This is a genomic window from Glaciimonas soli, from assembly GCF_009497155.1.
In the GTDB taxonomy this organism is placed as follows: Bacteria; Pseudomonadota; Gammaproteobacteria; order Burkholderiales; family Burkholderiaceae_D; genus Glaciimonas; species Glaciimonas soli.
In genome coordinates this window covers 132,117-149,865 of sequence record NZ_WINI01000008.1, presented here as the reverse complement: position 1 = coordinate 149,865, position 17,749 = coordinate 132,117, and the positions used below count along the sequence as shown (strand labels likewise).

Genomic DNA, 17,749 nt, shown 5'->3' with positions numbered 1-17,749 from the left:
TTACGTTATACCAGCAATACAAAATTCCGATGCAGGCACAAGATGACGGTGCCTGCATATTGACGAAAGTCGTTGCCGCCGGACGTTGCGAACCTCTGGAAGGTTCTTATTCAGATCATGGCGATGAAGACGATCTAGTCAAAGATGGCTGAAGTGCTGCATCAATGAGGGGATGGAGCAGTTCAGCTGGTGCCGAATTCATTAGCGCAAGCAGAGTTGATTGCGCCGATGAATAATCCGCCGCCACCATCGCGATGGTGTCGTCGGGTTTCCAAACTGAAGTTTTACTTTTCTCATCACGTGAAGGAGAAACAAAATGGCAACAGCCGCAAAAAAACCAGCAGCGAAGAAACCCGCTGTAAAGAAAGCAGTAGTGGCTAAAAAGCCAGTCGCTGCTAAAAAACCAGTAGCTAAAGCTGCTGCTAAACCTGCAGCTAAAAAAGTAGTTGCTGCTAAAAAGCCAGTCGCTAAAGCTGCCGCTAAACCTGCAGCTAAAAAAGCAGTTGCTGCTAAAAAGCCAGTAGCTAAAAAAGCAGTTGCTGCTAAAAAGCCAGTAGCTAAAAAAGCAGTTGCTGCTAAAAAGCCAGTAGCTAAAAAAGCAGTTGCTGCTAAAAAGCCAGTGGCTAAAAAAGTAGTTGCTGCTAAAAAGCCAGTGGCTAAAAAAGTAGTTGCTGCTAAAAAGCCAGTAGCTAAAAAAGCAGTTGCCGCTAAAAAGCCAGTAGCTAAAAAAGTAGTTGCTGCTAAAAAGCCAGTGGCTAAAAAAGTAGTTGCTGCTAAAAAGCCAGTAGCTAAAAAAGCAGTTGCTGCTAAAAAGCCAGCGGCTAAACCTGCAGCTAAAAAAGTAGTTGCTGCTAAAAAGCCAGCGGCTAAGCCTGCAGCTAAAAAAGTAGTTGCTGCTGCTAAGCCAGTAGTGAAAAAAGCAGTTGCTGCTAAAAAGCCAGTAGCGAAAAAAGTAGTCGCTGCTAAGCCAGTAGCTAAAGCTGTAGCCAAGCCAGTAGTTAAAGCTGCAGTGAAAAAGCCAGCAGTGAAAAAAGTAGTAGTTAAGCCAGTTGAAGCTGCAGTGAAAACTGTACTTAACCCAGCAGCAGCTTGGCCGTTTCCAACTGGTTCGCGCCCATAATTTGGCACCAGTTGGTCAAGGTAAGCAGCCCTCAGATGTTGGGCATCACCCGCTGCATGGCTGTATGCCATACAGCGGGTTTTTATTTTTAGGGCTTACGCAAAGCAGCCCCTTTGACGTTATGCTTGCTGGCCGTACTAACCTGTTGTCTACGTTGGTAAAGTTGGGACAGTGCGTTGCCGTGACCGTTTTGCGTAAGTCCTAATCTGATATTTAGTCATGTGGTTAAAAGAGAGAACACGCCGTGCTACAGAATACCTTTTCTTTAATTATTGAAACTGCTGGTAGTGTGCTTGGTGGCGTATTGTTGCTGCGTTTTTGGATACAGGCGGTAAAAGTTCGACCTCCACAGCAAGTGGCGCAGTTTATTTTTAGCGTTTCGGATTGGATGGTACGCCCGTTACGCAAAGTCCTGCCCGGTTTTAGTGGCTACGATTGGGCTAGTTTTCTGGGTGCGGTACTGGTGGCGATTGCGTGTATCGCGTTGGATCTGGTGATTGCCGGAGCATGGGATATCTCCTTGCTACTGACGATGTCGGCGTTGCTGTTCTTTCAATGGGTATTTTATGGGTTGATCGCCTTATTGATCATTGATGCAATCTTCAGTTGGGTTAACCCACAAGCGCCGCTTGCGCCTTTTGTACGGGCCCTGAATGACCCTTTGTTGCGACCGTTGCGCCGTTTTATTCCCTTGCTCGGGAACGTCGATTTATCGCCATTAGTCGCATTGATTTTGCTAAGACTGGTACATCAATTGATTATCACGTTGATTCAATCGTTGGCTTGAGTGAAGCAAAGGCCGGCATTGACGTTGTAGTTGAACTGACATCTGCTGAACTATAAAAATAGGATATCGAAAAAGCACGAAAGGCACAAAATAGTCTGATATTTTGTGCCTTTCGTATTTTTACAGAGAGCCAGAAGCTGTTTTACGCTTCCATCTGACTTTGCAAGTAATTTTGGATGCCAACTTTTTCGATCAGTTCGATTTGCGTTTCCAGCCAGTCGATATGTTCTTCTGTGTCATCCAGAATTTCCTTGAACAATTCGCGCGAGATGTAATCTGCTGCGGCTTCGGCGGCGGCGATACCTTCTTTCACGGTTTTCTGCGCGCCTTTTTCGAGTTTCAAATCACATTCCAGCATTTCTGGCGTGGTCTCGCCTATCATCAGTTTGTGCAACGCTTGAAGATTAGGCAGGCCGCCTAGCATCAAAATACGATCAATCAGCTTGTCAGCGTGTTTCATCTCGCCGATCGATTCTTCGTATTCTTTTTTGCCTAATTTTTCCAGGCCCCAATGCTTATACATGCGGGCATGCAGGAAATATTGATTGATCGCAGTCAGCTCATTAGTCAGTTGCGCATTGAGGAGTTTGATGATGTGTTTATCGCCTTGCATAAGAGCCTCTCTAAAAATGGGAGCGTTGTAGCGGTTGATGAAATAAATCACCCTGTGGGGTGGCCGCTACGAGGGAGAACGCAGCAATGATAGCGCAGCTATCCAGCTTTATCACCATTCTTTAGCAGGAATCATTCGTACTATTATTTTGGGGCCGGCGCTGCGCCGCTGTAGCGGCGTTGGGCGGACTTACTTATTCACGAATTAATTTGATAACTGGAAATTAATCGGCACGATGGCATATACCGGTATTGCCTTGCCATTTTCCATATAAGGCTTGAATAGTGCTCGCAGCATGGCGCGTTTGGCGGCATCGTCGAGACGGGAATAGCCTGAGGTTTTTTGTATTTCTATGCGTTCAGCGCGGCCTTTTTCGTTAATTAATACGCGCATGATCACTTTGCCTTCTTCACCCATACGCTTGGACGAGGAAGGGTATTCTGGGCGAGGTTCCTGAATATATTCAATACCAGAAGTAATGGTGCGGGGAGTAGGTGCAGCGACGGTCGCGGCAGGGGATGCAGCGGGTATGGCGGTCTCCGTAGCGACTTCTGAGACATCTTCGTGTTGTGATTCAGTTTCTGCTACTGGCGCTGCAATAGGGGGCGCTGGAGTGCGACTCGCTGCAGGGACGGGTATTGGAGGCGGTGGCGCACTATTTTTCTTGGCGACAGGAACAGCCTTGGGGGTTACGACTTTTGGTTTAGACGGCTGCGAGGCAGCTTGAGGAGCAATAAAGACAGTGACGATCTGCTGCGGAATGGCCAGCGTTACTTGCTGCACCAGGCCATTTTTTAATGCAAGGAAAAGTGCAATGTGTAGAAGAAGGATAATGCCTAGCGATATCAGGCGTTTCTTTTTCTGTGCGGAGGGAGACCAGCTTTTTGCCGTTGCAGTGATCGAGAAATGGGGCGAGCCTGATGGCGGCAAGGGGAAAGTTGCACTCATGTACGGCTATCCATCAACACTTACGCTGCATGCGGCATAGGCTGAAAAATCAGAGCATGGATTTGGTCTTGGATGTGTTTACGTGCTGCAGGAACGTTATTATCAAGACACTCACGCAAAACATTTTTGGCGCATGCATGGCATTTGCCGCAGCAAGCGGCTACACCCAGGTTATCACGCAACTCGCGCATTGATCCCATACCTGCATCAACTGCATGGCGAATTTTTTTCTCAGAGACGTTATTGCAAACACATACAATCATTTTTAATCCTGCGGACGAGTTCTCGTTTTTCTTGCTTATTGCTTACTTAATTAGCGACTAGCATTGACTAAACGTGTCAATAAACCAAATTTTTGTACTTCTGTTATAGCGCGCGGCATAGTGCGCTCTACTACTGCTGCCCATTGTTCCGATAACTGCTGGCAAGTCGTGCGTAACACAGGAGCCAAATTCGGCAGGGCTGCCAACGCTTTCAAATGTCGCTCAATAACGGATGCCAGTTTGGTGCAGCCATTTGTTTCTGCGTGGTTTTGATGCTGCGCGGTGTATTGCGACATCAAATGTAAAACTGCAGAGACTAATAACTCTGGCTGTGTCGTTGCACTATTTACGCTATTCGGTTCAATAAAAGCTGAATTGATATTTTCAATTGCCATCACGATTCCCTAAAAAGATGCAAATACAAACCACCGCCACTACGCAGTCAGAATCAATTTGTTCAATTGCGTCAATCGCAGTTTATAAATTCTGCCACCATGATCAATTTCCAATTCACGCATTTGTTGGAACAATTCGTGACTTTTGATACGCGTAATTGCTTTGGTCTGAGCACTTTTTTGCTGCACTTCAGTGTGTTCGTTTTCTGTTGCGGTTCGTATTAAGTCAGGCATCAGGTTAGTCATGTCAATCCTTTATCTAAATACGAATAGTTCTTGTTTAGATTATTCTTTATTTGACGAAGGATTGCAAGCGTTTTTCTGTAATGCTTTGTATTGTTTAGGAATATATTGTTTTTTTGTTATTGTAATGGAGTGGCAATGTCTCGGAGCTGCGACAAATTGCTGAGGGAGAGCGTAGAGCTGGAGAGGTAGAAAAGAAGGGTGATGCTTGTTGTTGCTGGCCGTGACAACTTCCTGAATATATTCGTTGTCTTAAACTCTACAAAAAATACGTGTTTTGATAGTGCAGATTACGGAAAACAGGAGGAGCAAAATATTGTCCCTCTGTTTCCGTCAATACTAAATTTGGGGTCAGGCAGCAGAAAAAGCCCAGGAGGTTTCGATAAGACCGTTCCGCACTTCCCAAATAATCATCATTTCGATAGAACTTGCAGTCAGCCCCCAGAGGAGTTCATGATCACAAACCTTATCGCCCATCACGGTACGCTGGATCAGCTCTGCCCTTAGTTTTAATCCTGAGTCATTGAAACGTTTGGTTGCATAGAACTCCGTTAATTGTGCTTTTCCTGCGATATATGGCTCCAGAGACGGCATGCGATAAGCGCGATAGGTTTCACTGAAATTACTCACAAAGCGATCAAGATCACGTGCATTGTAGGCTTCGAATTGGCGTTCAACGACTTCTAAGGGTGTGAGCATGCTTATTCTTTCGGTTTGGCGGCTTCTCTTCGATTGAATCCGGACACCATATCGAAGCGGAATAAACGACATTCAAGCGCGCCATTAAAAAAGGGCGTTTTACGCGCTTCTTTCAGGCGCAGCAGTTTGGGAACTGTCAAATCAGCAGTAAACAGGAATACGCTCCAACCTGCAAAGCGTTGTTTCAAAGTATTACCAAACGCATTGAAGAAAGCGTTGAATAAATCTTCCGTGGCCAGCGTGCTATCGCCGCGTACGCCGATACGTTCACCGTACGGTGGATTAGTCAGCATGATGCCGCTGCTGGCATCGTTGGGCGGACGCACTTCCTGCGCTTCAATTTGTTTAAGTGGAACTTCAAACAGGATACCAGCATTGCGTAAATTCTCTGCTGTAATCTGCACCATATCACCCGAAATATCGCTGCCGAAAATAGTGGGCGTAAGAGGAAGTGGATTTGGTTTGAAGTCATTCTTGATGGTTTGCCATAGCGCGGCATCAAAGCTATGAAATTTTTCAAAGGCAAAATCACGGCGAGCACCAGAAGGGATGCCGGCCAAAATCTGAGCAGCTTCAACCAGGATAGTGCCAGATCCGCACATCGGGTCAAACAACACCGTTCCAGGCTTCCAGCCGGAAGTACGCAGTAAGCCAGCTGCCAGGTTTTCACGCAACGGTGCATCACCGGTTTCAGTGCGCCAGCCGCGCTTGAAGAGCGCTTCGCCAGAAGTATCGAGATACAAAGTGAAAGTGTGCGCATCAAGAAAGCCAACAATACGCATATCCGGAATATTGGTATTGACTGATGGCCGCTCGTTACAGATGTCACGGAAACGGTCGCAGATTGCATCCTTGATTTTCAGCGTGGTAAATTCCAGGCTACGCAACGGTGATTTGATCGCAGTGACGTCAACCCGTATGGTATGGTCAACGGTGAACCAGTTTTCCCACTCTTGTTCCAGTGCAGTATCGTAAATATCATTCTCATTTTTGTAAGAACGATGGGCCAGGCGCAGCAGTACGCGGCTAGCAATACGCGAATGCAAGTTAATCCGCCAGGCATCGCTCAACAAGCCAGAACAATGCACGCCGCCAGGAACTTGCGTGTGTACTTTCAATGTGACTAGCGGTGCGGTGAGTTGCGCGATTTCGTTTAGCTCTTCAGCTAACACCGTTTCCATGCCACGTGGGCAGGGGCAGAAATAAGAGTGTTGAGAGTTGGGTAGTTGTGACATGGGGGAACCTTTTATCCGTTGGTGTTACTTCTATAATTACTGGCTGGGTAAAACTTTTTTGTGAAACAAGAAATTCTATTTAGCAAAAGCACGTTCGACAAAATCCAATCGATCTTGTCCCCAGAAACCTTCACCATCAACGATATACCATGGTGCGCCAAAAACATTGGCGGCGATGGCTTCGTCGGTAAATTGATCAAACGCACTGGCGACGCTGGCTGTTTCAGCTGCTTTCTGCAATGCGTTACCATCATGGCCAAGCGCTGTTGCGATGGCGATCAGGGTAGCGCTATCGGCGATATTTTTATCTTCTGCCCATACGCCACGCATGATGGCACCGGTTAACTGCAATGCCGCAGTCGTCCCGTGTGCCAGTTGTGCAGCAATAATAAATTTGCTGGCATCATTTGGCATCACAGGAAAATAGCGAGGATGCAGGTTCAACGGTTGTTGTAAATATTCGCTCCAGCGTTGCAACTCTAGCAGACGATAAGCCTGACGCTGAGGCGGCCTTTGATTCAATGGCACGCCACCGGAAGTCGAAAAAACTTTCGATAAATCACAAGGCTTTAATGCAATTGTTACATCGTACTGTTGTGCCAATGCGATCAAACGTGCATGACCAAGATAAGTCCAGGGAGATTGCGGTGCAAAAAAATATTCACAGGTTTTGCGCATGATAGCAGGGCTTTTTAAAAAGGTTTAACAACAACCAAAATCACAATCGCTAACAATAAAATCACCGGCACTTCATTAAACCAGCGGAACCAGACGTGGCTGCGTTTATTGGTGCCCAGTTCAAATTTTTTCAGCAAGCTGCCACAGGCGTGATGATAACCAATCGCCAAAATGACAAATAGTAGCTTGGCGTGCATCCAGCCGCTGTAAGGCCCCTTGCCGATGCCGTAGCCTAGCCACAACCAGCCACCCAATACGATAGCAATCAGTGCTAATGGCGTCATGAAGCGATACAGTTTTCGTGCCATTAGCAATAGTCGTTGCGTTGCATTGGCTTCAGTTTCCAGCGCCAGATTGACGAAAATACGCGGCAGATAAAACAACCCGGCAAACCATGAGGTAACGAAAACGATGTGCAGCGCTTTGATCCAGAGCATATTGTTCCTAAGAAAAGAGGTTTAACTGCGGCTAATACTATATTGGCTAAATGTTAATTGCTTATTCCCGTATTTCACCGTGGCCCAGCACAACATACTTTAAAGACGTCAATCCATCTAATCCAACCGGTCCACGCGCATGCAATTTATCGTTGGAAATACCGATTTCTGCGCCTAAGCCAAATTCAAAACCGTCAGCAAAACGGGTCGACGCATTCACCATTACCGATGCTGAATCAACTTCACGCAAGAAGCGCATGGAGCGTGAATAATTTTCGGTGACGATGCTATCTGTGTGATGCGACGAATAGGTATTGATATGGGTAATTGCCTCATCCATGTCGGCGACAGTTTTAATGGACAGAATCGGCGCCAGATATTCCGTCTTCCAATCTTCTTCTGTAGCACTGCTCAAATGCGGATAGGCGCCAGCCTGTAATATTTTGTAGGCGTCCTCATCGGCACGTAGCTCAACCTGTTGACTGAGATAGAGCGTACTTAGTTCCGGTAATACTTGTGGCGCAATGGCGCGCGCGACCAATAAGGTTTCCATCGTGTTGCAGGTGCCATAGCGATGACATTTGGCGTTGAAGGCGATTTTCAGTGCTTTTTCAACATCAGCCTGATCGTCGATATACACATGACATATGCCATCCAGATGCTTAATCATCGGCACTGTGGACTCTTCGATCAAGCGCGCAATCAAGCCTTTGCCGCCCCGTGGAACGATTACATCGATATAGTCTGGCATGGTGATCATCGCGCCTACCGCGGCGCGATCGGTGGTGGCGATCACTTGCACCGCATCGGCTGGCAGGCCTGCACCGGTCAATCCTTCTTGCACCAATTTGGCCAGCGCCTGATTGCAATGGATCGCCTCTGAACCACCGCGCAAGATGGTCGCATTACCGCTTTTAATGCATAGGCCAGCAGCATCAACCGTCACGTTGGGACGCGCCTCGTAAATGATGCCGATGACCCCCAATGGCACCCGCATTTGGCCAACTTGTATGCCGGTCGGGCGAAATTTCATATTCGAGATTTCACCGATAGGATCGGGCAGCGCGACAATCTGCTGCAAGCCTTCAATCATGGTGGCGATGGCTTTATCGGATAGGGTTAGCCTGTCCAGTAAGGCACTGGCTAAGCCGTTGGCGCGGGCGGCGTCCAAATCCTTTTGATTGGCGGCACGCAGTTGATCTGCATCGCGTGTAATCGCAGCGGCAATCAGGCTCAGTGCTTTATTTTTAGTTGCCGTATCCGCACGCGCCATGGCACGCGATGCTGCGCGGGCACGTTGGCCGACTTCGGTCATATAGGATGGGATGTTCATAGTGTCAAATAATTAGAATAAGAATTTTCGTAGCGTACAAAGGGCAAACTAGACCATAACCTGGCAAGTGCAGACGAGGTTTACGACGGTCGCGCGATCTTCAGGCTAAGCTGTAACAAGGCATCCCAGGCATCGCCAGCGTAGGCTTTTGCGCGCAGGCCTTTCACCATTTTGTCGATCTGCGCAGCTTGCTGCAAAGCGGTTTCCAGTGTCGTCAAGGAAAGGCGACGCACGGCTGGCTCCATCAGTCTTTCGCGTGGACCCCAGATCCGATATTCCTTTAACAATGCGCCGATTGGACGACCTTGTGTTACACCTGATTTTAATTTCAATAGAGTGCGGCATTCTTCGGCAATTGCCCACAGCACCAATGGCAGCGCTTCGCCTTCACCTTTCAAGCCATTTACCATGCGCACCAGGCGCGGCACATCGCCTGCCAGCATGGCTTCGTTCAACTTGAATACATCGTAGCGCGCGACATTGAGCACAGCATCTTGTATCTGCTCATAGCTGAGTTTTCCCGGCGGATGCAACAACGCCAGCTTTTGGATTTCCTGATGTGCCGCTAATAAATTGCCCTCGACCCGATCTGCGACAAAGTCCAGGGACTGTCTATCCGCACTTTGCTGCTGCGCAGCCATTCGAACACCAATCCAGTTGGGTAATTGCGCCCGTTCCACTAATGGTATGTCTATGTATACCGCAGTCTGTTGCAAACTGCTGACCCACGCCGCTTTTTGTGTTGCCCAATCCAGTTTGGGCAAGCTGATGATGGTCACGTTATCAGGGTTCAGTGTCGTCGCGTAATGTTGTAACGCTTGTCCACCTTCCTTGCCGGGTTTGCCAGTGGGGATGCGCAGTTCTATCAATTTTTTATCGCCAAACAGCGATTGCGATTGATTCGCCGCCAATAACTCACCCCATTTAAAACTGCGGTCTACAACCAGAACATCGCGTTCAGTGCAGCCATGCTGACGCGCAGCTTTACGCATTTTATCGGCAGCCTCCAGCGCCAGCAGATGCTCGTCACTGGTGATGACGTATAACGGCGCTAGCGTTTTCGCCAAGTGAGCATCGAGTGCATCAATTCGCAATTGCATACGCTATCCGTTATTTGGCTGGCGTTGGCTGAGTATTGCCAGGCACATTCGGCGTCGCTAACGTGCCTGAGGTATCTGGAGTACTGTCTGTGTTGGTCTCCGGGCTAACCACTGGCGCTGTGTCAGTCGTTGCGATTGGCTTGAGTGCTCCAAAGCGACGTAAAATTTGCTGTACCAAATCGCTTTGCATATCACGATATAGCAAGGCTTCCTCTGCCACTTTTGACAACTCTTCCGATTGGCTATAGCTAATGTCACGTTTTAATGTGATCTGAGTCTCTGGCATCAATACTTTTTTCTGCGCATCGAGTAATCGGAAGGTAAAGCGGTAATACAGCATATATTCACGCACCTGACCTTGACTGTTAAGGGTCAGAATTGTCTTTTCCTGCTTTTGTGAAATCACGTCCATAATCGCTTCAGCACCATCTGCTTTTGGCAGTACGATCGTTTGACCACCCGCTTGAATATTGCGCTTTAATTCGACACCGAGCGGAGTGCCTGTAGCGGAACCAAGATAAATCGACTTAAATGGCAAATTGGCAGAGCCGCGCAAATGGAAGCCACAAGCGGCTAACAGTGCACTCAATGCAAAGATCAGCATCCAGCGAGGGAATAAATTGCGTGATGGACGTTGCATGGATAGTGATGTCATACAGTGTTCCTTTTTAAATTCAGGCGGGACAGTTATTGCTACCTTCATCATCCCTGCATTTGCGAGGATGACGAGGTGTTTACTGGCGTAGCTTTACACCACAATATTGATCAATTTCCCGGGCACGACGATGATTTTTTTCGGCGTTGCGCCTTCTACATGCTTTTGCACATTCTCATGGGCCAGCGCGAGTGTTTCGATGGTCGCTTTATCGGCATCTTTGGCAACTGTGATACTGCCGCGCAATTTGCCATTCACTTGTATCATCAATTCGATTTCGCTCTGTACCAAGGCCTGTTCGTCCACAAGCGGCCAGCTGGCGTCGAGAATATCGCCTTGCGCTTTTGCATAGCCCAGTTCCTGCCACAAAGCGTGCGTAATGTGTGGTGCGACTGGGTTGAGCACGCGTAAGAAAATCGAGAAACATTCAGTCAACACGGCATTGCTGGCAGGTACATCTTCCAGTTTTGCAGCCTCCAATGTGTTGAGCATTTTCATACAAGCTGATACCACGGTGTTGTATTGAATACGTTTTAAGTCGTGATCCGCTTGTTGCAAATTCTTGTAAATTTCACGTCGCAGAGTTTTTTGTTCTGCGGACAGTTCTGCCGCATTGATGACTGCACCAGGCGTGATGTGGGCAGCTTGCGCGTAACCAAAATTCCAGACTCGACGCAAGAATCGATTAGAACCTTCGACGCCAGTGTTCGACCATTCCAGAGTTTGTTCCGGTGGGGCGGCAAACATCGTAAACAAGCGTGCGGTATCGGCTCCAAATTGCTCAATCTGAGCTTGTGGATCGATGCCGTTGTTTTTCGACTTCGACATTTTTTCCGTGCCGCCGATGATGACTGCTTGTCCATCCGCTTTCAGGATTGCCGTTAACGGCCGGCCTTTATCATCAAAAGTCAGATCGACGTCCTCTGGGTTGAACCAGATTTTCTTGCCGCTGGCTTCTTCGCGATAATAGGTTTCGTTGAGTACCATTCCTTGGGTGAGCAAATTGACGAATGGCTCATCAAATTTGACCAAACCGAAATCGCGCATCACTTTGGTCCAGAAACGTGCGTATAACAAATGCATGACTGCGTGTTCGATACCACCGATGTATTGATCCATCGGCATCCAGTAATCATTGCGCGCATCGACCATAGCTTCAGAACCGGGCGAAGTGTATTTCATGTAATACCACGACGAGTCGACGAAAGTATCCATCGTGTCGGTTTCACGTCGTGCCGGTTTGCCGCACGTTGGGCAATCTACGTGCAGAAATTTTTCGTGTTTATTGAGTGGATTGCCGCTGCCATCTGGCACGCAATCTTCCGGCAAGACGACTGGCAAATCTTTTTCTGGCACCGGTACTGCGCCGCAATCGGCACAATGAATGATAGGAATCGGTGTGCCCCAATAGCGTTGGCGTGAGATACCCCAATCGCGTAGACGATAGGTTATTTTCTTTTCGCCAAGGCCGAGTGCCGCGACATCGGCCGACACCGCATCAACCGCTGCCTGAAAGCCTAGGCCGTCATATTTGCCCGAGGCGATGCAAATACCATTTTCTTTATCGCCGTACCATTCTTGCCAGGCGGCAGTTGAAAATTCCTTGTCTTTAACTGCAATGACTTGCTTGATCGGAAGCTGGTATTTATTGGCAAATCCAAAGTCGCGCTCATCATGTGCCGGTACGCCCATCACTGCGCCATCGCCATAGGTCATCAATACGTAATTGCCGACCCAGATTTCAACCTGTTGTCCGGTGAGAGGATGCGTGACGAATAAACCAGTAGGCATGCCTTTCTTTTCCATGGTCGCCATGTCTGCTTCAGCGACCCCACCTTTTTTGCATTCAGCGATAAATTCTACTAATGCAGGGTTGGTTTTTGCGGCGAAAGTAGCAATTGGGTGTTCGGCAGCGACAGCGCAAAATGTGACGCCCATGATGGTGTCGGCGCGGGTAGTAAACACCCACAATTTGCCATCGTTAATCAGCTTGCCATCGTCTGCAATCGTGTGTGGGAATGCAAAACGCACGCCGGTTGATTTACCTATCCAATTGGCTTGCATCAAACGGACACGCTCTGGCCAGCCCGGTAACTTAGTTTCGACTGACTCCAGCAACTCTTCGGCGTAGTCGGTAATTTTGGCGTAATACATCGGGATTTCGCGTTTTTCAATCAGCGCACCTGAGCGCCAGCCACGACCATCAACTACCTGTTCGTTGGCCAATACCGTTTGATCGATAGGGTCCCAATTTACCGTACCGGTTTTTTTGTAGATGATGCCTTTTTCCAGCATCTTCAAAAACATCCATTGATTCCACTTGTAATACTCTGGCTTACAAGCTGTCATCTCACGCGACCAGTCAATCGCTAAGCCCATCGAGCGCAGCTGCGATTTCATATGTTCAATATTGCTGTAAGTCCATTGCGCTGGCGGCACGTTGTTGGCGATCGCAGCATTTTCCGCAGGCATACCGAATGCATCCCAACCCATAGGCATCAAGACGTTGTAATTGTTCATCCGCAGATAGCGGTACATCACGTCGTTGATGGTGTAATTGCGCACGTGCCCCATGTGCAGTTTGCCGGATGGATATGGCAACATTGAGCAGGCGAAGAATTTTTTCTTGTCTAGACCATTTTTGTCTTTTGCGTGCTCAACTACTTTGTAAGCGGCAATAGATTGCCAATAGTCTTGCGCCGATTTTTCGACGTCGGCGGGGCTGTATTTTTCTTGCATGGCGAATGGGAGTAAAAAAATGAATGAGATTGCAAATAGTCGTGCCGATACTTCTGAACCAGTGATTATACTGGTTCAGTCGGTCGAGTAGGGCAGTGCTGTGAAGGGAGGCGAAAGTTACGAGATGCGCGATTGCAGGATGTTGATTTAGGAGGGGTGATAATAGTTGCTTAAATAGCCACGTATTGCTGCTGCGGCATTGGCAGTCAGTGTTATACGTTTTCTTGCCTCAGAGCGTTTGCTTGATGGAATTTCTTCCAGATTGGTCACAGGAATGTGGTCGCAAGCAAGTTGGAAGTCGCCATCAGTGCGCCGTATCGCTCCAGATTCCAACCAAAATTCATCATAGTTGGCGAATAGCTTATCTTTGCGCGTGTACTGCATGACGCGATGCTCATTGGAGACCAGTATCACGTTCTTGCAGCCAAATTCTTGAGCAATTTCACGAACCAGGCGCAATACCAAATTTTTAGGACGCAGTCCGAACATGTCGCGTGTGGCTGCGCGTACGCGCTCTTGTCTGTCATCGCCGCGCGGACCTTGCAGGCAACCGACCCTGACGCATGGCTGTAATTCTTTGTTGCAGAAGGTAAACGCGATGGAGAATAAAAGCTGCTGATTGCTGCATAGCTCCAGTACTAATTCACCTTCTCTATCCAGTGTTGCCATCGCTGACAAATAGATTTCATATGTGGTGTCGGACTTGCCATTGAAGCTGACTAATAAAACGGGACTGTTTGCGGCGCGCAGTGTCAGTGACCCCAGTCCATGTTGGAGCACAAAATTATAGTGCGAAGTTAACAGGGCGAGCCGGTCTTGAATCGATAGACGAATAGATTGGTAAGGGCGATAAATTTTTTGCATTAACCGCGGCGTCGCACTGGCTAATTGCATGTGCTGCGGAGAAGTATTCCAATAACAAAGCCATTGTTTTGTATGGTGATAATTGGCTAATGTACGAAAGCTATTTTTTACTTGTTTGGCAACAAAAGATAAATATCCTATTGAATCGCTTTGGCCAGCATGCAAATTAATTTTTGTGGTGCGTTGCGCAGGGCGTTGCGAAATAGAAATAGCATCGTTAACGGCAAATGACCGAAGCAATCCAGTTGGAGCATGAAGCAACCACTCAATGAATGGGGTGTAAGGCGAGGTCATAGGTGGGCAATGATATTGAAATATAAAGATACATTTAGAAACATAAAGATACATTCTAGACGATCCTCTTACCTATTTTGTTGCTTTTGGAAAATTAATTTTGTGTGGTGATAAAGCGACGTAATTGACAAATACTGTGGGGATGCAGTGTGGTTTGCTACTGATGAAAGATGATGGGATGGGTACGGAAGGAGTTAAAAAGCCTAATTTAGCGACAATTGCGACTATTTAGTGATGGGTGCGGCGTTAGTTGCTTTGGGTTCGGTCACGAAGCCAATTTTGGTCAAACCGTTCGTTTGCGCTAAAGACATGATTTGCGCCAAAGTTTCATAGCGGGTGTCTTTATCAGCACGTAGTTGTAATTCAGGTTGCGGCTGCTTTTTGCTGGCAGCGGCCAGCCGAACCGTTAATTCTCCTTCTTCAACCGCATCATTATCCCAGAAAAATTTACCATCATGATTAATCGACAATACAATGGTTTCCGGTTTTTCCGAAGCCTGAGCGGCTTGTGCGGTGGGTAAATCGACTTTGATGGCATGGACAAACAATGGCGAGGTAATGATAAAAATCACCAACAAGACGAGCATGACGTCGACCATCGGCGTGATATTAATATCCGCCATTGGTGCGTTCTGCTTTGTGTCGTCGAATCCGCCGAATGCCATGATTTTTAAGTGATGATTTTACGGTTGGCCAACACGGCTACCGGTTGTCAGATGTGCGTGTAAATCATGTGCAAATCCATCCAATTCTGCCAAGGTAATCCGATTCACGCGATTGAAGCCGTTATACGCCAGCACTGCCGGAATGGCGACCAATAAACCCAAGGCTGTCATGATCAGGGCTTCGCCGACCGGCCCCGCGATTTTATCAATTTGTACGGTGCCTGAGCCGGAGACTGCCATCAGCGCATGATAGATCCCCCACACAGTTCCAAACAAGCCAACGAAAGGAGAGGTCGCGCCGACTGATGCCAGCAAGGTTAGTCCATTTTCCAGGCGTGACGATACGCGCGTAATTTCCCGACGTAAGGTGCGGGTAATTAATTCGCTAAGATCGCTTGCGGCATTTAGCGATGTCGCTGAGGACGCGGCGGAGCTATTGCCGGACGGGGTTTTGATGGCTGCGGCAAGAGCGGCTTGTTTAGCTAACGGCGTGTATACGTTTTCACTATCGGCCTGCTCAATGACATTAATCGCATCGGCAACAGTAGGTGCTTGCCAAAAACCGTCCAATGCCGCCGCGCTGCGACGAATGCGCCATGAACTCAAGGTTTTAGACAGGATATAAAACCAGCTAACGACGGACATCGCCAACAATACATAAGCAACGGTATGAGAGATGGCATCGCCCTGCGCCCAGTAGTGCGCTAACCCGAGATTTGTGTCCATTGCTTTAATTTTCAGTCTTAGTTTTTTAGACCTAATACATCTTGCATATCGTATAACCCAGTGACTTTGTCACGCAAAAAGCGCGCTGCGCGCAAGCTGCCATGGGCGTAATGAACGCGGCTGGACGATTTGTGTGAAATTTCTATGCGTTCGCCATCACCGGCAAACAATACAGTGTGATCGCCGACGATGTCGCCACCGCGAATCGCTGCGAAGCCGATAGATGACGGATCGCGTGCGCCAGTAACACCTTCACGTGCATAAACAGCAACGTCATCAAGCTTGCGACCTAAAGCCGCGGCAATCACTTCGCCCATTTGCAATGCCGTACCGGATGGCGCATCGACTTTATGACGATGATGGGCTTCGATAATTTCGATATCGTAACCGTGCGAGAAATTCCTGGCAGCCAGCTCCAGCAATTTCATGGTGACATTGACGCCGACGCTCATATTAGGCGCAAACATAATCGCCGTTTTTTTTGCCGCTGCGGCAATCGCAGCTTTGCCGGCATCATCAAAGCCTGTCGTGCCGATAATCATTTTGACGCCATGGGCAGCGCAGTATTCCAGATGTTTTAGCGTGCCTTCTGGTCGTGTGAAATCAATCAAAAATTCGGCATTAGCCAAAGACGTTGCTAAATCGGATTCAATCAACACGCCAGAAGTTTTGCCTAAAAAAGCTGCGGCGTCGGTGCCAATTCCAGGTGCTGCCGCGACATCCAAGGCGCCGGCTAGCCTGGCGTCATCAGCTTGTTCGATTGCTTCTATTAGCATATGCCCCATGCGACCAGAGGCGCCGGCGACCGCAATTTTCATTTGATTCATAATGACTTCTTGATGTGACTAAATGAGCGTGCTTGACGCTTCGATAACTAAATTAATTCGAAGCCTTAACGTTTAACGAGACTGCGTCATCTGACGCGTTACCTCTTTTTCTTTTCTGGTTCGTCTTCTCGCTGAGCACCTTTCAAATCGCCAGAAATACGTGCCAGATATTCGCTCTCAGTTGGCAGATTCTCGCCACCTTCAATTTTTGCAACTTTACCGTCTTGGAAAAAGATCGTGACGCGACTTGAAGTGACTTCACCATTGCCTTTTTGCATACGGAATACATAATCCCAGCGATTCGCGTGGAACATATCAGTCAGTAATGGCGTACCGAGCGCAAAGGTCACTTGATCAGTTGTCATTCCTTCTGTAATTTGTGAAATCATTTCTTTAGAAATGAAATTACCTTGCTGGATATTGATGCGATAAGGAGAGAAGATCCCCAAAAAGCGATGACTTTTGACAGTTTGTACACCTGAGCCGGTCGCGCTATCGGCTGCGGCAGTTTCACCAGATGCTGGGTTCACTGGTGGTTTTGAGGCACAACCAGCAAGTAAAGCGACACAGATTGCAGCCAATGTCAGGGCAGAAGATCGAACAGGAGACGAAAACAAGATGCGCATATGGATCTCAATTGATTGAGTTATTGTGCTAAAACGCTATATGATAAAGCAGTTCCTTCATTTATGATCAAAACATGCCTAACAATCCTTCTGAATTAAAAGCTAGCGGTCTGAAAGCTACCCTGCCACGTCTGAAAATCCTGGAAATCTTCCAGAATAGCGAAGTGCGGCATCTCAGTGCTGAAGACGTCTATAAGATTCTGCTTAATGACAATCTCGATGTGGGTTTGGCAACAGTTTATCGCGTGTTGACGCAGTTCGAGCAAGCCGGTTTGTTGCAGCGCAATCACTTTGAAACTGGCAAAGCCGTTTTTGAACTCAACGAAGGCTCCCACCATGATCATTTGGTGTGCCTGTCTTGCGGTTCAGTCGAAGAGTTTTTTGACGACGAGATTGAGAAGCGCCAGAAAGTCGTTGCTAAAGAGCACGGTTTTGAAATTGCTGATCATGCGTTAGCGTTGTATGGACATTGCAAAAATTGCATTAAGAAATAAAACCGAGG

The 17,749-nt window shown here is 47.8% G+C and carries 22 protein-coding genes; 4 read left to right on the top strand and 18 right to left on the bottom strand.

Translation table 11 applies throughout. The features are described 5' to 3' along the window. Nucleotides 1–29 precede the first annotated feature (29 nt). The 3 genes from GEV47_RS19745 to GEV47_RS16090 all read left to right on the top strand — a co-directional run bounded on the left by GEV47_RS19745 (nt 30) and on the right by GEV47_RS16090 (nt 1,907). Nucleotides 30–152: a hypothetical protein gene (locus GEV47_RS19745; RefSeq protein ID WP_265588516.1), complete on the top strand. Its 123-nt coding sequence runs from the start codon at nt 30–32 to the stop codon at nt 150–152. A 164-nt stretch (nt 153–316) separates the two neighbouring features. Next, entirely contained in the window at nt 317–1,120 is an 804-nt protein-coding gene (locus GEV47_RS16095; protein WP_153235801.1) for a histone H1-like repetitive region-containing protein, read from the top strand. 244 nt (nt 1,121–1,364) lie between these two features. Further along, complete coding sequence (locus GEV47_RS16090; RefSeq protein ID WP_322741672.1) at nt 1,365–1,907, top strand: YggT family protein; 543 nt, start codon at nt 1,365–1,367, stop codon at nt 1,905–1,907. 142 nt (nt 1,908–2,049) lie between these two features. Here the strand turns inward: GEV47_RS16090 and bfr are convergent, their stop codons facing one another. From bfr to GEV47_RS16000, 18 genes are all read right to left on the bottom strand, one after another. Next, nucleotides 2,050–2,520, bottom strand: coding sequence for a bacterioferritin (bfr, locus tag GEV47_RS16085; RefSeq protein WP_153235800.1), 471 nt, complete (start codon nt 2,518–2,520; stop codon nt 2,050–2,052). A 204-nt stretch (nt 2,521–2,724) separates the two neighbouring features. Continuing rightward, the gene (locus GEV47_RS16080) at nt 2,725–3,468 is read right to left on the bottom strand and encodes an energy transducer TonB (RefSeq protein ID WP_153235799.1); all 744 of its coding nucleotides are present in this window, start codon (nt 3,466–3,468) and stop codon (nt 2,725–2,727) included. Between the two features lie 20 nt (nt 3,469–3,488). Next, a complete protein-coding gene (locus GEV47_RS16075) occupies nt 3,489–3,731 on the bottom strand; it encodes a (2Fe-2S)-binding protein (protein WP_153235798.1) in 243 nt (80 codons plus the stop codon). A 50-nt stretch (nt 3,732–3,781) separates the two neighbouring features. Then, nucleotides 3,782–4,126, bottom strand: a complete 345-nt coding sequence (locus GEV47_RS16070) for a hypothetical protein (RefSeq protein WP_153235797.1) — start codon at nt 4,124–4,126, stop codon at nt 3,782–3,784. Between the two features lie 39 nt (nt 4,127–4,165). Continuing rightward, entirely contained in the window at nt 4,166–4,372 is a 207-nt protein-coding gene (hemP, locus tag GEV47_RS16065; RefSeq protein ID WP_228124757.1) for a hemin uptake protein HemP, read from the bottom strand. A gap of 348 nt (nt 4,373–4,720) precedes the next feature. Then, nucleotides 4,721–5,068 (bottom strand): nuclear transport factor 2 family protein, encoded by a 348-nt coding sequence (locus GEV47_RS16060; RefSeq protein ID WP_153235796.1) that lies wholly within the window; start codon nt 5,066–5,068, stop codon nt 4,721–4,723. A gap of 2 nt (nt 5,069–5,070) precedes the next feature. After that, nucleotides 5,071–6,303, bottom strand: a complete 1,233-nt coding sequence (locus GEV47_RS16055) for a THUMP domain-containing class I SAM-dependent RNA methyltransferase (protein WP_228124756.1) — start codon at nt 6,301–6,303, stop codon at nt 5,071–5,073. 75 nt (nt 6,304–6,378) lie between these two features. Next, nucleotides 6,379–6,981 (bottom strand): 2-hydroxychromene-2-carboxylate isomerase, encoded by a 603-nt coding sequence (locus tag GEV47_RS16050; RefSeq protein ID WP_153235795.1) that lies wholly within the window; start codon nt 6,979–6,981, stop codon nt 6,379–6,381. A gap of 14 nt (nt 6,982–6,995) precedes the next feature. Beyond that, a complete protein-coding gene (locus GEV47_RS16045) occupies nt 6,996–7,418 on the bottom strand; it encodes a CopD family protein (protein WP_153235794.1) in 423 nt (140 codons plus the stop codon). 61 nt (nt 7,419–7,479) lie between these two features. Further along, nucleotides 7,480–8,751, bottom strand: a complete 1,272-nt coding sequence (locus GEV47_RS16040) for a glutamate-5-semialdehyde dehydrogenase (protein ID WP_153235793.1) — start codon at nt 8,749–8,751, stop codon at nt 7,480–7,482. A gap of 80 nt (nt 8,752–8,831) precedes the next feature. Next, a complete protein-coding gene (gene holA / locus GEV47_RS16035; RefSeq protein ID WP_153235792.1) occupies nt 8,832–9,851 on the bottom strand; it encodes a DNA polymerase III subunit delta in 1,020 nt (339 codons plus the stop codon). A gap of 10 nt (nt 9,852–9,861) precedes the next feature. Continuing rightward, entirely contained in the window at nt 9,862–10,506 is a 645-nt protein-coding gene (locus GEV47_RS16030) for an LPS-assembly lipoprotein LptE (RefSeq protein WP_228124755.1), read from the bottom strand. Nucleotides 10,507–10,599: 93 nt separating this feature from the next. Next, entirely contained in the window at nt 10,600–13,245 is a 2,646-nt protein-coding gene (gene leuS / locus GEV47_RS16025) for a leucine--tRNA ligase (RefSeq protein WP_153235791.1), read from the bottom strand. Between the two features lie 147 nt (nt 13,246–13,392). Further along, on the bottom strand, nt 13,393–14,403 hold the full coding sequence (locus GEV47_RS16020; RefSeq protein ID WP_194270687.1) for a VirK/YbjX family protein: 1,011 nt from the start codon (nt 14,401–14,403) through the stop codon (nt 13,393–13,395). A gap of 224 nt (nt 14,404–14,627) precedes the next feature. Continuing rightward, a complete protein-coding gene (locus GEV47_RS16015; protein WP_153235789.1) occupies nt 14,628–15,068 on the bottom strand; it encodes an ExbD/TolR family protein in 441 nt (146 codons plus the stop codon). Between the two features lie 18 nt (nt 15,069–15,086). Beyond that, nucleotides 15,087–15,794 (bottom strand): MotA/TolQ/ExbB proton channel family protein, encoded by a 708-nt coding sequence (locus tag GEV47_RS16010; protein ID WP_153235788.1) that lies wholly within the window; start codon nt 15,792–15,794, stop codon nt 15,087–15,089. Between the two features lie 17 nt (nt 15,795–15,811). Further along, nucleotides 15,812–16,621: a 4-hydroxy-tetrahydrodipicolinate reductase gene (gene dapB, locus GEV47_RS16005; RefSeq protein ID WP_153235787.1), complete on the bottom strand. Its 810-nt coding sequence runs from the start codon at nt 16,619–16,621 to the stop codon at nt 15,812–15,814. A 98-nt stretch (nt 16,622–16,719) separates the two neighbouring features. After that, nucleotides 16,720–17,247, bottom strand: a complete 528-nt coding sequence (locus GEV47_RS16000) for an outer membrane protein assembly factor BamE (RefSeq protein ID WP_153235786.1) — start codon at nt 17,245–17,247, stop codon at nt 16,720–16,722. A gap of 74 nt (nt 17,248–17,321) precedes the next feature. On the opposite strand from GEV47_RS16000, the gene fur reads away from it, so the two are divergent. Next, entirely contained in the window at nt 17,322–17,741 is a 420-nt protein-coding gene (fur, locus tag GEV47_RS15995) for a ferric iron uptake transcriptional regulator (protein ID WP_153235785.1), read from the top strand. Nucleotides 17,742–17,749: the final 8 nt, after the last annotated feature.